General features: G+C 62.4%; 8 protein-coding genes. 4 read left to right on the top strand and 4 right to left on the bottom strand.

Features of this window, described 5'->3' with window-relative positions; all coding sequences use genetic code 11:
- The first annotated feature begins 234 nt into the window (after nt 1-234).
- A complete protein-coding gene (rne, locus tag J3P79_RS08270) occupies nt 235-3426 on the top strand; it encodes a ribonuclease E (RefSeq protein WP_434609591.1) in 3192 nt (1063 codons plus the stop codon).
- Between the two features lie 225 nt (nt 3427-3651).
- Here rne and J3P79_RS08265 read toward each other — a convergent pair whose 3' ends face one another.
- Genes J3P79_RS08265 through J3P79_RS08250 form a run of 4 tightly spaced genes read right to left on the bottom strand, consistent with a single transcriptional unit; the run spans nt 3652 to nt 8016 of the window.
- Nucleotides 3652-4242 carry a nucleotidyltransferase family protein gene (locus J3P79_RS08265; RefSeq protein ID WP_434609589.1) on the bottom strand — a complete coding sequence of 197 codons (591 nt, stop codon included), beginning with the start codon at nt 4240-4242 and terminating at the stop codon, nt 3652-3654.
- A 20-nt stretch (nt 4243-4262) separates the two neighbouring features.
- Nucleotides 4263-5234, bottom strand: coding sequence for an XdhC family protein (locus tag J3P79_RS08260; RefSeq protein ID WP_434609587.1), 972 nt, complete (start codon nt 5232-5234; stop codon nt 4263-4265).
- Nucleotides 5234-7549 (bottom strand): molybdopterin cofactor-binding domain-containing protein, encoded by a 2316-nt coding sequence (locus J3P79_RS08255; RefSeq protein ID WP_434609585.1) that lies wholly within the window; start codon nt 7547-7549, stop codon nt 5234-5236. Before J3P79_RS08255 ends, J3P79_RS08260 begins: the two co-directional genes overlap by 1 nt.
- Complete coding sequence (locus tag J3P79_RS08250; RefSeq protein ID WP_434611403.1) at nt 7546-8016, bottom strand: (2Fe-2S)-binding protein; 471 nt, start codon at nt 8014-8016, stop codon at nt 7546-7548. The genes J3P79_RS08255 and J3P79_RS08250 overlap by 4 nt, the downstream gene beginning before the upstream one ends.
- 500 nt (nt 8017-8516) lie before the next feature.
- Here J3P79_RS08250 and J3P79_RS08245 point away from each other — a divergent pair, with 500 nt between their 5' ends.
- The 3 genes from J3P79_RS08245 to J3P79_RS08235 are packed head-to-tail and all read left to right on the top strand — an operon-like array spanning nt 8517 to nt 14295.
- Complete coding sequence (locus tag J3P79_RS08245; protein WP_434609584.1) at nt 8517-11234, top strand: type VI secretion system Vgr family protein; 2718 nt, start codon at nt 8517-8519, stop codon at nt 11232-11234.
- A complete protein-coding gene (locus J3P79_RS08240; RefSeq protein WP_434609582.1) occupies nt 11231-13042 on the top strand; it encodes a phospholipase D-like domain-containing protein in 1812 nt (603 codons plus the stop codon). The genes J3P79_RS08245 and J3P79_RS08240 overlap by 4 nt, the downstream gene beginning before the upstream one ends.
- Nucleotides 13042-14295, top strand: coding sequence for an SEL1-like repeat protein (locus J3P79_RS08235; protein ID WP_434609579.1), 1254 nt, complete (start codon nt 13042-13044; stop codon nt 14293-14295). Before J3P79_RS08240 ends, J3P79_RS08235 begins: the two co-directional genes overlap by 1 nt.
- Nucleotides 14296-14319 lie beyond the last annotated feature (24 nt).

Here is a 14319-nt window from a genome sequence, read left to right as displayed (position 1 = left end):
TAGGCTTATATTTAGACGCTTCATCTCGTCCACAGGCGCCGGTTGATTCCTCCTCCTGACTGAGTGCTTGAGTACCAGCAAGCAGGACGCGTCCGTCGCGACTTCGCCATCATTGGGCCGAACTCGCTAGACACTGGACTGGCACTGCCATCGCCAGGACGCACCTGACACCGACCGTGAGAAGTCGTGTGTGCCGAACGCCGTTTCCGGCAGCCCGGAAACCGACGGTACTACATGAAAAGAATGCTGATTAACGCAACTCAACCCGAAGAGTTGCGTGTTGCACTGGTAGACGGCCAGCGCCTCTACGACCTGGATATCGAATCCGGTGCACGCGAGCAGAAGAAGGCCAACATCTATAAAGGCCGGATTACTCGCATCGAACCAAGCCTTGAGGCTGCCTTTGTCGATTTCGGCTCCGAGCGCCACGGCTTCCTGCCCCTCAAAGAAATCTCCCGCGAATACTTCAAGAAAGCCCCTGAAGGTCGCGTCAACATCAAGGACGTCCTGAGCGAAGGCCAGGAAGTCATCGTCCAGGTCGAAAAAGAAGAACGTGGCAACAAGGGCGCAGCCCTCACCACCTTCATCAGCCTCGCCGGCCGTTACCTGGTCCTGATGCCGAACAACCCACGTGCTGGCGGCATTTCCCGTCGCATCGAAGGCGAAGAGCGCAACGAACTGCGTGAAGCCCTCAACGGCCTGGTCGCACCTGCCGACATGGGCCTGATCGTGCGCACTGCCGGCCTGGGCCGCAGCAGCGAAGAGATGCAGTGGGACCTCGACTACCTGCTGCAACTGTGGACTGCCATCAAAGAAGCCTCGCTGGATCGTTCCGCGCCTTTCCTGATCTACCAGGAAAGCAACGTGATCATCCGCGCCATCCGCGACTATCTGCGCCAGGACATCGGCGAAGTGCTGATCGACAGCGTCGAAGCCCAGGACGAAGCCCTGACCTTCATCCGCCAGGTGATGCCGCAGTACGCCAGCAAGATCAAGCTCTACGAAGACAGCGTTCCGCTGTTCAACCGCTTCCAGATCGAAAGCCAGATCGAGACCGCCTTCCAGCGCGTCGTCGAGCTGCCGTCCGGCGGTTCCATCGTCATCGATCCGACCGAAGCCCTGGTGTCCATCGACATCAACTCGGCGCGCGCCACCAAAGGCAGCGACATCGAAGAAACCGCCCTGCAGACCAACCTTGAAGCCGCCGAAGAAATCGCCCGTCAGTTGCGCCTGCGCGACATCGGCGGCCTGATCGTCATCGACTTCATCGACATGACCCCGGCCAAGAACCAGCGCGCCGTGGAAGAGAAAGTCCGTGAATGCCTGGAAGCCGACCGCGCCCGCGTTCAGGTTGGCCGTATCTCGCGCTTCGGCCTGCTGGAAATGTCCCGTCAGCGCCTGCGCCCATCCCTGGGCGAAAGCAGCGGCATCGTGTGCCCACGTTGCAGCGGCACCGGCATCATCCGTGACGTTGAATCGCTGTCCCTGGCTATCCTGCGCCTGATCGAAGAAGAAGCCCTGAAGGACCGCACCGCCGAAGTTCGCGCCCAAGTGCCGATTCCGGTTGCCGCGTTCCTGCTCAACGAAAAACGCAACTCGATCACCAAGATCGAACTGCGTACCCGCGCCCGCATCGTTATCCTGCCGAACGATCATCTCGAGACACCGCACTTCGAAGTGCAGCGCCTGCGCGATGACAGCCCTGAAGCCCACACCAACCAGTCCAGCTACGAAATCGCTGCTGCCGCTGCTGAAGTCGAAGACGTCCAGCCGGCCGCCGCCACCCGTACACTGGTTCGCCAGGAAGCAGCGGTCAAGACCGCTCCGGCCCGCGCCAACGCTCCGGTCCCGACCGAAGTGGCCGCTCCGGTTGCCGCCCCGGCCGCAGCCCCGGAACCGAGCCTGTTCAAGGGCCTGGTGAAATCGCTGGTCAGCCTGTTCGCCACCAAGGAAGAACCGGCTGCCCCGACCGTCGTCGCCAAGCCAGCCGCGTCCGAGCGTCCGGCCCGCAACGAAGAACGCCGCAACGGTCGCCAGCAGACCCGCAACCGCAATGGTCGTCGCGACGAGGAACGCAAGCCTCGCGAAGAACGTGCACCGCGTGAAGAACGCGCACCACGCGAGCCGCGTGAAGAACGCCAGCCTCGCGAATCCCGTGAGGAAGTGCCAGCCGTAGCTCGCGAAGAGCGCGCACCGCGTCCGCCGCGTGAAGAGCGCCAGCCGCGCGCACCACGTGAAGATCGCAAGCCGCGTGGCGAGCGTGAAGAACGTGTTCGTGAACTGCGCGAGCCATTGGATGCCGCCCCGGCCGTGGCTGCCGCCACCGCTGAAGAGCGTCCGGCCCGCCAGCCTCGCGAAGAGCGCGCACCGCGTCCGCCACGTGAAGAGCGCCAGCCACGCGCCGAGCAGGCAGCTGCCGCTGCCAGCGAAGAAGAAGTGCTGAACACCGAAGAGCAGCTGCAGGAAGACGGCCAGGACACCGCCGAAGGCGATCGTCCACGTCGCCGCTCCCGTGGCCAGCGTCGTCGCAGCAACCGTCGTGAGCGTCAGCGCGATGCCAACGGCAACGTGATCGAAGGCTCGGAAGAATCCGAGTCCACCGAAAACGCCGAAGCGCCAAGCGCTGCCGACCTCGCCGCCGGCCTGGCCGTGACCGCAGCCGTTGCCAGCAGCGCGATCAGCGCCCCGGCCGAAGCCCAGGCTCACGAACAAGCCGAACGCGCTACCGCCGCGGTGGAAAGCGCGCCGGTTGAAGCGCCTGTCGTCGAATCCACTGCGCCGGTAGAAGCCACCGCTTCGCCAGAAGTGGAACTGGCACCGGCACGTGAAGCCCAACCTGACGCTGAAATCGCTGCCGAGCCTGCATCGGTCGTCGAAGCGCCAGTGGTTGCTGCCGAACCGGTTGTCGAAGCTCCGGCTGAGGAAAAGGCACCAGAGCCTGTCCGCGAAGAGCAGACTGCATTCAATTGGACAGCTGAGCCAGCCGCACCAGCCCCAGTTGTCGAGCCCGAGCCAACGCCAGAGCCTGTGAAAGCAGTCGAGCCAGAAGTGGTCGAGCCTGCTCCGGTGGTCGAAGCCCCGGTGGTCGCCGAGGCACCTGCCCCGGTTGAAGAGCCTGCACCTGTCAGCGCCTTGACCCCGAATGGTCGCGCTCCAAACGATCCGCGTGAAGTACGTCGTCGCAAGCGTGAAGCCGAGCGCCTGCAGAAGGAAGCCGAACAAGCTGCCGCTGCCGCCGCTCAAGCGCCTGCTGCCGAACCGGCTCCGGTCGTGGAAGAAGTCACCGAGGCAGCCCCTGCCCCGGTCGCTGAAACCCCAGCCGAACCAGCCCCGGCGTTCGACGAACCTCAGGACACCGCTGAAGAAGTCGCACCGCGTCACACTGAAGCCCTGGAAAAAGAGCACGAGCCTAAACCTCACGCCTGATTCCACCGCCCAGTAAAAAGCCCCGCCTGGTAACGCCAGGTGGGGCTTTTTTATGCCTAACGCCTTATCCACAGGGCTGAGCCAGGCACAGGGTTCATACCCGCTAGGAATCCAGTGTGGGAGCGAGTTTGCTCGCGAAGGCGTCGGGCCAGTTTGCATCCATGTTGAATGTCCAATCGCTATCGCGAGCAAGCACGCCCCTACACAGTGGTTCTGCGTCGTCTGTTATTTGAAGGTTAGAGCCTCCGGCACATCGACATCCCACGTCACGCCAGGATCATCCACCGGTACTTCAACCACCTGCGCCCCGGCAAACAACACCTTGGCACCACGATCCCCGGTCAGCGCCATCAGTTTCGACCCAAACCCACCACCAAATCCGACCGGATGCCCATACTCGCCGGCAAGGACCGGCACGCTGATGCCATCCTCACGTATCCCCGCCGCTACCTGCTCGATGCTCGACGGCAGGATAAAAGGCATATCGCCCAAGATAATCAGCCACCCATCAAGATCCGGGCAGGCCTGGACGCCCGCAGCAATGCTGTCGCCCAACCCGGGCGAGTCCAGCTCCACGAAATCGCACCCGTAGGCCTGGGCCATGCGGATGGCTTGCGGCCGGTCCTTGCTCGCCACCAGCACGCGTTTTTCCAGTGAAGCCGGCAGGTTGACCAGCACATGCTCGATCACCGACCTGACGGCGCCATCACGCCCCGTGCAATCGGCCAGCAACTTATCCTTGTCCGCACCGGCGACCTGACGGAAACGGCTGCCCGATCCCGCAGCCAGGATGATCACACCAATCGACTCTCCCATATGCCCTCCTCGCCCGCGGCCTACAACGTTTTTTTCTGCCGCAGCTCCACGCCATTCTTGATGGCCACGATTTCAGCCAGCAGTGACAAGGCGATTTCAGCAGGAGTGTGACTGCCGATGTGCAAGCCGATCGGTCCATGCAAGCGTCCAATCGCCTCTGCGGACAAGCCTAGCTGAGCCAGGTTATCTCGCCGCTTCTGGCTGTTGACCCGCGAGCCCAAGGCACCGACATAAAAAGCCCTGGAATCCAGGGCGGTCAGCAGCGCCATGTCGTCCAGGCGTGGGTCATGGGTCAAGGCCACGATGGCCGTGCGCTCGTCGGTCTGGATGCTCAACACCGCTTCGTCGGGCATGCCGGTAACGAAGCGGCCATGCTGCTCCTCCCAACCGTAGACAAACTCCTTGCGCGGGTCGCAGATCAACACTTCGAAATCCAGCAAGCGGGCCATTTCCGCCACGTAGCGCGACAGTTGCCCGGCGCCGATCAGCAGCAGCCGCCAACGTGGACCATAAATGGCCCGCAGCACCTGCCCATCGAACACCAGGGAATCGGTCTTGCTGGCCGGCGTCAGGGCCACGTTGCCACTAGCCACCGTCAGCTCCCGGGCAACGATTTCATGAGCTTCACAGCGCTCAAGCAGTTCGGCGACCCAGCCAGGATCGCCCACCCGCTCTTCGGTCAGGCGCAGGGTGCCGCCACAGGGCAGGCCGAAGCGCGCCGCCTCTTCACGGGTAACGCCGTAGGTGATCAACTGCACCGGCGGACCATCCGCCGGAATACGGCCGTCGTGCAGCCGGGCGATCAGGTCATCCTCGACACAACCGCCCGACACCGAACCGATCACCACGCCGTCCTCGCGCAGGGCCAACATGGCCCCCGGAGGCCGTGGCGCGGTACCCCAGGTCTGGACCACAGTGAACAACACCACCCGCTGCCCGGCGCGACGCCACTCCAGCACGCTGCGCAATACGTTCAGGTCGACGCTGTCCATCAGGCTTTGGCCTGTTGCCAGCCTTGCAGCTGATAACGCACGGGCAAATCGCGGATACGCTTGCCGGTGGCGGCGAAGATCGCGTTGCACAAGGCCGGCGCAATCGGCGGTACGCCCGGCTCACCGACACCGCCCAACGGCACCTCGCCCGGCGGAGTGACCAGATGCACCGTCACTTGCTTGGGCGCCAGGGACATGCGTGCGACTTCGTACATGTGGAAATTGTCCTGCTGCACTTTGCCGTCCTTGAAGCTGATCTCGCCAACCATTGCATTGCCGAGGCCCATGACGCAGGCGCCTTCGAATTGCGAGCGGATGCGCTCCGGGTTGATCTGCGGGCCGCAGTCCACGGCAATATCAGCCTTGTGCACGATCACCGTGCCGTCATCCTTGACCTCGACTTCGAGTGCCGCCGCCACGTAAGTGACGAAGCTGTAATGCACCGCCAATCCCAACCCTCGCCCCTTGGGTAGCTCACGCCCCCAACCGGCGGCCTTCGCAGCCGTTTCCAGCACGGTGCGGATCCGCGCCGTATCGATGGGATAGCGCTCGGGGGATTCGCCGTAGTTCCAACTGTCGTTGAGACTGTTTGGATCGATCTTGCGGTCCGGACCCAACAACTTGAGGTGGTACTTCAGCGGGTCCTGGCCGGCCTTGTGGGCCAATTCGTCGATGAAGCTCTGGATCGCGAAACCGTGGGGAATGTTCGACACCGAGCGGTACCAGCCGACCCGCGTGTGAGCCACCGCCTCGGGGTTTTCCAGGCGCATGTTGGGGATGGCGTAGGCCATGTTCGTCACGCCCATCCCCACCTCGAACGGCGCTTCATGGGTCATGCCCGGCGCGAACAGAGCGGTGATGGTCGGGGCCACGGTGCGGTGCAGCCAAGCGGCAGGCATGCCGTCCTTGTCCAGGCCGGCCTTCAGGTATTCGGCCGAGACGGTGTGGAAATACGAGTGATGGATATCGTCCTCGCGGGTCCACTGTACCCGCACTGCCTGGCCGGGGAATTCCTTGGCGAGCACAGCCGCTTCGACGACGAAGTCGGGTTTGGACTTGCGTCCGAAACCGCCGCCCAGCAACGTGATGTTCACCGTGACCTTCTCGAAAGGAATGCCCAGGCGCTCGGCCACGCGTTCACGGGTCACCTGTGGTGCCTGGCTCGGTGCCCAGGCTTCGCATTGGCCATCCTTGAACCGGGCGACGGCAACCATCGGTTCCATTGGGGACTGGGACAGGTGCGGCAGGTAATACGACGCTTCCAACGTCGAACTCGCCTTGGTCAGCGCACCTTCGAGATCACCGGTGCTGCGCAGGACTTTCCCGGGTTTTAGAGCGGCCGCTTCCAATTCCTTGCGATAGGCGATGGAGTCATAGCGGGCGTTCGGGCCATCGTCCCATTCGATTTTCAGCGCTTCGCGGCCCTTGATCGCCGCCCAAGTGTTTTTTGCCACCACGGCGACGCCGCCCAGGGGTTGGAACTCAGAGGGCAACGGACGCCCTTCGATCTGCAGCACCTTGACCACGCCCGGTACTTTCAGCGCTGCGCTGCTGTCCACCGACTTGACCTTGCCGCCATAGACCGGCGGACGCGCGATGACGGCATAGAGCATGCCGTCAAAATGCACATCAGCGCCGAAAACCGCACGTCCATTGACGATGTCTGCGCCATCGATGGCGCGGCTCGCTTCCTTGCCGATATAGCGGAACTCCGACGGCTGCTTGAGGCGCAGGCTGTCGCGTCCCGGGACTGGCAAGGTGCTGGCGGCGGCAGCCAATTCGCCATAACCCAGCTCGCGGCCCGAAGGCTGGTGCACCACTTTATGCAGTTGCGCACGGCATTCGCTCACCGGCACCTTCCACTGTGCGGCGGCCGCCAATTCCAGCATGGTCCGGGCAGCGGCACCGCAACGGCGCATCGGCTCGTACCAGTGACGCATGCTGCGCGAGCCGTCGGTGTCCTGGTTGCCGAAACGCGCTTCGTCCGCCGGCGCCTGCTGGACCTTGACGAGCGACCAGTCGGCGTCCAGTTCGTCGGCCACCACCATGCTCAGGCTGGTGCGTACGCCCTGGCCCATTTCCGAACGGTTGCAGATCACCGTCACGCTACCGTCGGCGGCAATGCTCACATAAATCTTCGGATCATCGACCGCGCCATGGGGCATGCCCTCGGCGCCGAACCTCTTCTCTTCGGCAAAGGCATCCGGCAGGCCCCAGGTGGCAGCCAGCACCAGCACGCCGGTGGCGCTGGCGCCCTTGAGAAAACCACGGCGGCTGAGGTTGCTCAGCACGAAATCATCAGGCAAGCGGCTCATGCCTTGGCCTCCTTCAGGTGAGTGGAGGCCTGGCGGATCGCGGTCTTGATCCGGTTATAAGTACCGCAGCGGCAGATGTTGCCAGCCATGGCTTCTTCGATCTGCTCGTCGCTGGGATTGGGGTTGGTCTTGAGCAACGCCGTCGCGGACATGATTTGCCCGCCCTGGCAGTAACCGCACTGGGCAACGGCGGTGTCGAGCCAGGCCTTCTGGACCACTTGCCCGACCGGATCGACGTGAAGCGCGTCGATGGTGCTGATGTTCTGGCCTTTCACTGAGCCGATCGGCGTGATGCAACTGCGCGCCGGGGCACCGTCGATGTGAACGGTGCAGGCGCCGCACAGGCCCATGCCACAACCGAACTTGGTGCCGTTGTAGCCGGCCACGTCTCGAATCGCCCACAGCAGGGGCATGTCCTCGGTCACATCCAGTGGGTGATCTTTTCCATTGAGTTTCAGGGTAATCATGGGCACGCCCGCATCGTTATCGAGTTATGAGGGTCGAGCCATCTGCCGTTGGGTTATCGGTTCTATATCGCAGACTGGCTCAGGCTAATCGGGCTCTCTTGTGCACACGCAAGCAAGCGTCTGCACCGGGCCTTGTGGATGCGAATGCTCGCATCGTCAGCCAATTAAATTAACCCAGGAACAAGCAAAACGCCCTGCACAATCCTGCACAAATCACGTTGTGCGGGTCATGCAGGGCGTTTTAGCGAACCTGATCCAGCTCTGTCTGAAGCCGAACAAGCACGGCCAGTACATCCCTCCCCCCGCTTATATCCGCCAAAAAACGGCTCCATGTAGGCAACTTCCTAAGGAATAGGAAAGCCCCTTAATAGGATGATTCTGAATATTCAGAACGGGCGGTTTACCTATGGTATCTGCCCTTCGCCCTGCGCCACTCTGGTCCCCCTCGACAATACAAACCACACGCCATGAGCGTGGGTTACCCAGGGGCGACCTTCAGCATGTCCGATCCACTCCCGACCTTCTTCGACCACAGCCGCCACACCCTGCGAGTCTCCGGCGTCGACGCCCACCTCGACGTCCTGGCCTTCACTGGCGAGGAGCACCTGAGCCGTCCCTACCTCTACCGCATCGAGTTCACCTGCACCGAGCACGACCTGGCGGCCACCGACGTGCTCAACCGGTGGGCACATTTCAACCTGTACCCCGTGCCGCCACCGCCGACGCCCAGGGGCTTCACACCGCCGGTGATCAAACCGTTGCGCTCGTTTCATGGCGTGATCTCAGGCTTCAGGCGCCTGTCCGGCTCCAACGACGAAGCTCGCTACGAAATCACCCTGCGACCGCGTTTCGCGCGGCTCGCACGGGGCAAGCAATTCAGGATCTACCAGCAGCAGTCGGTGCCCGAGATCGTCGAGCACATCCTGCGCACGCGCCATGATTTCCGGGGCGAGGAGTTCTATTTCAACCTGGTGCGCCAGTACCCCCGGCGTGAACAGGTCATGCAATACGACGAGAGCGACCTGGCCTTTGTCGAGCGCCTGCTGGCCGAGGTCGGCATCTGGTACCGCGTCACCAGCGACGATCGCCTGCACATCGACGTGGTGGAGTTTCACGACGACCAGCGGCACTACCAGCGCGGCGTCAAGTTGCCGTGTCGCCCGCCGTCCGGCTTGACCGCCGATGGGCAGGACGCGGTCTGGAACCTGCAGACCGCCCATCAGGTGGTGGAAAAGAACATCAACTTTCGCGCCTACCATCACCGCGAGGCCCATGCCTTCCTGGACGGCGAAGTCGACCACACCCGAGGCGCCAAGGGCACCTACGGCGAGGCCTATCACTACGCCGAACCCTACACGGTGCTGGGCGAGCGCTATGCCCTGGACGAAGACCTGCAAAGCGAAAGCGGTTTCTTCTACGCCCGCCTGCGCCACGAACGCTACCTCAACGACCAGACCCGCCTCAGCGGCACCACCAGCAGCGCCACCCTGGCCACCGCGCAGCGGCTCGAAATCAACGGCGGCGCGCCAAAGGCCTTCGAGCCCGGCGCGGTGATCGTCAGCCTGCGCACCGAAGCGGCCCGCGACCGCAGCTTCATCGCCACCTTCCAGGCCATTCCCTACTCGGAAACCGTGTGCTTTCGCCCGGCGCTGCTGCCCAAGCCGCGCATGAGCGGCACCATCCCCGCCCGCGTCAGCCACCCGGTGATCAACCCGCCGTACGCCGACCTCGACTTCGAAGGCCGCTACAAAGTGCGCTTCCTGTTCGACCGCGACACCTGGCAAGCCGGCCGCGAAAGCGCCTGGCTGCGCCTGGCTCGGCCCTACGGCGGCGACACCCACGGCCTGCACTTCCCGTTGCAGGCCGGCACCGAAGTGGCGATCGCCTTCGAACACGGCGACCCCGACCGCCCCTACATCGCCCACGCCCTGCACGATGACCGCCACCCGGACCCGGTCACCGCCCGCAACGAACGCCGCAACGTCCTGCGCACCCCGACCAACAACAAACTGCGCCTGGACGACACCCGCGGGCAGGAGCACATCAAGCTCAGCACCGAACACAGCGGCAAGAGCCAGCTGAACCTGGGGCACCTGGTGGATGCCGAGCGGAACAAGCGTGGCGAAGGGTTCGAGTTGCGCACCGATGGCTGGGGAGCGATCCGGGGTGGCAAGGGGGTGTTTATCAGTGCGGATGAGCAGGCCAAGGCCAAGGGCGACGTGCTGGAAATGAGCGCGGCGACAGACCGGTTGCAGCAGGCCGTCGATCAGTTGGACAGCCTTTCCAGCGACGCGCAGGCGAGCCAGGCCGAACCCGCCGACGTGCAAGCGCAACTGGCGTTGCTCAGGCAAGACCTCGAACAGCTCAAGACCTCCGTCCTGCTGCTCAGCGCTCCCCAAGGCATCGCGCTGACCAGCGGCAAGCACCTGCAACTTGCCGCGCAACACAACCTGATGCTCAACGCCGGCGGCCAGGCCGACCTCAGCGTGGTCAAGCGCCTGTTCATCGGCGTGGGCCAGGGGATGAGCCTGTTCGTGCGCAAGCTGGGCCTCAAGCTGATCGTCAACCAGGGGCCGGTGATGGTGCAGGCGCAGAACGACCGATTGGAACTGATGGCCCGTCACGGGCTGGACATCAGCAGCACCGAGGACGAAATCCGCATCGTCGCGAAAAAGAAAATCACCCTCAATGCAGGCGGCAGCTACATCACGCTGGATGAGGGCCTCATCGAGTCGGGGACGCGGGGGGATTTTGTCGTGAAGTCGGCGAATTTCGAATATGTGCAAGGCGCTGCCAGCATGAAGGCCGCACACCCGGACTACCCCCGGAGCTTATCCAAACAGCCTCTGCGCCTGCAAATACCACAAGCGCCCAATGCGTCAGGCCGAGGTTCGGCAGGCATGCCTTACACACTTTCGGCCGATGGCGTGCCTCTTCAGCGAGGCGTGCTCAATGCAAGCGGGGAAGTGCAGATCAACCATCAGGTCGTCACCAGCGGCTACCAACTGACATTGGCCAACGGCATGACCTACCAACTACCGGTACCCACCGAGTACCGCAATGCCGAACAGGCGCACCTGGCCAACCGTGGTTTGCATAACCACCGCACACAGACCGACGCCGAATTGACCGCGCCTTCTACGCACACGGATCACCGTGCACTGTACGCCGTCCTGATGGATGGCCCTCACCCAGCCAAGGAAGAAACCCACCCATGAATTTGCCAGAGATCGTGGTGCCCATTTGTTTAAAGTACACCAACGAAGCCGTTTGCTCCCTGCCGTGGTATGTCCAGCTCACTGAATACCATCCGGTGATCGCCAGCTATCAAGCGCTGGTCAATGGCGAGGAAACCTTCACCGCCGTGCACCAGGCCATAGCCCAGGCCCAAAAGAGCATCGACATCATCTGCTGGGGCTTCCAGCCGTCGATGTATTTCATCCGCGACGGCATGGCGCCGAGCATTGGCGAACTGCTCATGGCCAAGGCCCGTGAAGGCGTCGAGGTACGGTTGCTGGGTTGGGAAATGCCGTTCAATACCGCCGGCTTCGCCGGTGAGGCCAATTTGCCCGGCAAAGGCTCGATCCGCCTCATGGACCGGGTGATGCAACGCACCACCGAAGAGCAGTACGCCTTCGATCGCCAATGGTTTGCGACGTGCGCGGTCGCCGACGACAAGGCCGCGCAACGCATCGCCAGCGGACTGCCGGTGTTTGTCAGTCGCGGCTTCAACCTCGATGAAAGGGGTGAGATCGCCCATTGGGTGAAATACGCGAGCCTCGACAGCGAAATCAGCACCAAGATGCGCCAAACGCTGAGGTGGACGGCCACCCACCACCAGAAAAGCGTGCTGGTCGACTATGAGTTACCGGACTGCGCGGTCGGTTTCATCATGGGCCACAACATGCTCGACGAGTACTGGGACACGGACAAACATTCGGCACTGAACCGAAGCCAGGACAGCAAACCCGCCCCCAACCGCGGCCCACGCGGCGATACGCCGCGCCAGGACATTTCCTGCCAGCTCAGCGGGCCGATCCTGGAACACCTGCACCACAACTTTGCCGCTGCCTGGCGCAAGGAAACCGGCGAAGACCTGCTCGCCTCGCGCCAATCCATGAAGGTGGGACCACAGTTGCGCACCCACGGCATGCCGCAGATCGCCCAGATCCTGCGCACCCAACCACAGGAGGGTAAGCGCGATATCGAGCAGCTCTACATGCAAGCCGTCAACAACGCGACGCAGTTCATCTACATCGAAAACCAATATTTCCGCTGGCCACCGCTGGCCGAGTTCATCAAGTCGGTCGCCGCCACCCAGACCCAGGGCGGGCGCGATCCCGGCCTGCACGGTGCGCTGCACCTGTTCGTGATCACCAACGCCACCGACGACGGCATCGGCGCCGGCACCGTGAACACCCAGCGCATGCTCGAAAGCCTCGGGCGCGCCAACACCATCCCAGGCGTTACCAAACTGCGGCGTATTCAAAAAATGGAAAGGGAGTTCCCGCCCATGCCCCGCGCCGACCCGAATGATCGTATCGGCCAACTGGAACAGGCTCTATGGCAGGCCCAGCTTGATTACAAGAAAAAAAAGATCGAGGACAGCAACATCCTGCCCGAGGAAATACCCGGCCTGAAGGTTCACATCTGCTCGCTGGTCGCCCCCGATTCACCGGCGGGCAAACCCTGGATGCCGGTGTACATCCACTCCAAGCTGATGATCATCAACGACGTATTCACCACCCATGGTTCGGCCAACATCAACACCCGCAGCATGCAGGTGGACAGCGAGCTGAACATTGCCCACGAGTGGATGAGCGTGACCCAGGCGTTGCGGCGGCGGTTGTGGGATCTGCATACGGGTGAGAGGGGGGCGCAGGATGATGCGGGGGAGGCGTTCATTGCATGGCAGAAAATTATCAACAAGAACAAAGACCGCCAGGCTGATAAACAAAATGGAGTGCCCGAGGCGTCACTTGTCGAGTTTTATTACGACAAAGCCGTGCTGAAGGACCTCGACTGATGCGTCGATTCCTCCTCCTGTCCTGCCTTTTACTGGCTGCTTGCGGCACCAGTGGCACGTTTAATTTTCCCAAGAAGGACCCTTCCGTGAAGCCTTTAACCGAGATCGAGGCCAAGCTGGCCTTCACCTGCAAACACGAAACGATCCCAGCCCCCTCCGCCGAGAGCGATGTGCTGTTTCAGTACGCGCGCTGGTTGCAAAAGAACAACCAGCTCAAGCAGGACAAAACCGCTGATTTAGAGATTGAACGGCTCTACCGCATCGCCTCAGAGAACGGCCATTTCAAAGCCAACATCAACCTGCAGAACGGCGCCATGCGCGGTCGTTTCGAGCTCAGGGGCGCCCAGCATTTGCGTATGAGCCAACAATTAATCGATGCAGGAGTGGCGACGGGTTACTACTTCGTCGGGATTTTCCTGCAGCAGGGCTCGGCGGGTCTGCATCAGGACCCCGAGATGTCGTTGCGTTACTTCCGTAAGGCAGCCGATCAGGGTAACGCCCAAGCTCAGTATCTTGTTGGCGATAAGCTGGCACCCAGCGACATTGCGCCGGACATTGCCCGGCAGATGCGCCGTTGCGCGGCCGAACAGGGTCATGGCAAGGCCGCCGTCGCTCTTGGTATCAATCTTCAAGGAAAGGGGCGATACCAAGAAGCGATTGAGGCATTCCAATTAGGAATGGCTGCTGGTGATGAAACCGCTGCATCTTTTTTAGAGTACGGCTTTCGTGCTCCTGAGCCGGATGATCAATTGCATTATCTCGACCAGCAACAAGACCTCGAACGCGTCGAGCGCTATAAGCAAATAGGCAAAGTGCTGGGCAACTACTCATACGCCAACCCCACCGTCCCCGAGATCAATGACATCCTCCCCCTGCCACCCGCCGAACTGCCCGAATGGGACGGCAAGCTCCAATGGCTCGAAGCCCGCCTGGCCAACGTCCCACCGCAAAAACCCAGCGAGGCGCTGATCCGCGAGCTGGCCGAGGCCAAAAGTCTCGAACCCGCCACCGGCAAACCCACGCCCGATTCACCCGCCTTCATCAGGGCCGAGCAACCCTCGACAACCTGCCAAAGCGGCCAGGCCTGCCCGCAAACCGGCTACTGGATCGCCGCCGGGTACGCCGTCATCCGCCGCTTCGAAGAGGGGCAGACCCTGCCGACGCTGAATGTGCGTCACCGTGAGTACCGTTTTCTGCTCCCTGACCGGGTGACAGTCGGTCCAGAAAAGGTTGGCTGGATATTTTACGGATGAGCTATCGACTGCTGTTTATGGGGA

It is taken from the genome of Pseudomonas sp. R1-7, assembly GCF_051132105.1.
Classification (GTDB): Bacteria; Pseudomonadota; Gammaproteobacteria; order Pseudomonadales; family Pseudomonadaceae; genus Aquipseudomonas.
This window is presented reverse-complemented; position numbering and strand designations above follow the sequence as displayed.

Coding starts and splice junctions, on each gene's coding strand:
- rne (WP_434609591.1), top strand. CDS start 235: ATGAAAAGAATGCTGATTAACGCAACTCAACCCGAAGAGTTGCGTGTT.
- J3P79_RS08255 (WP_434609585.1), bottom strand. CDS start 7,549: ATGAGCCGCTTGCCTGATGATTTCGTGCTGAGCAACCTCAGCCGCCGT.
- J3P79_RS08245 (WP_434609584.1), top strand. CDS start 8,517: ATGTCCGATCCACTCCCGACCTTCTTCGACCACAGCCGCCACACCCTG.
- J3P79_RS08250 (WP_434611403.1), bottom strand. CDS start 8,016: ATGATTACCCTGAAACTCAATGGAAAAGATCACCCACTGGATGTGACC.
- J3P79_RS08235 (WP_434609579.1), top strand. CDS start 13,042: ATGCGTCGATTCCTCCTCCTGTCCTGCCTTTTACTGGCTGCTTGCGGC.
- J3P79_RS08260 (WP_434609587.1), bottom strand. CDS start 5,234: ATGGACAGCGTCGACCTGAACGTATTGCGCAGCGTGCTGGAGTGGCGT.
- J3P79_RS08265 (WP_434609589.1), bottom strand. CDS start 4,242: ATGGGAGAGTCGATTGGTGTGATCATCCTGGCTGCGGGATCGGGCAGC.
- J3P79_RS08240 (WP_434609582.1), top strand. CDS start 11,231: ATGAATTTGCCAGAGATCGTGGTGCCCATTTGTTTAAAGTACACCAAC.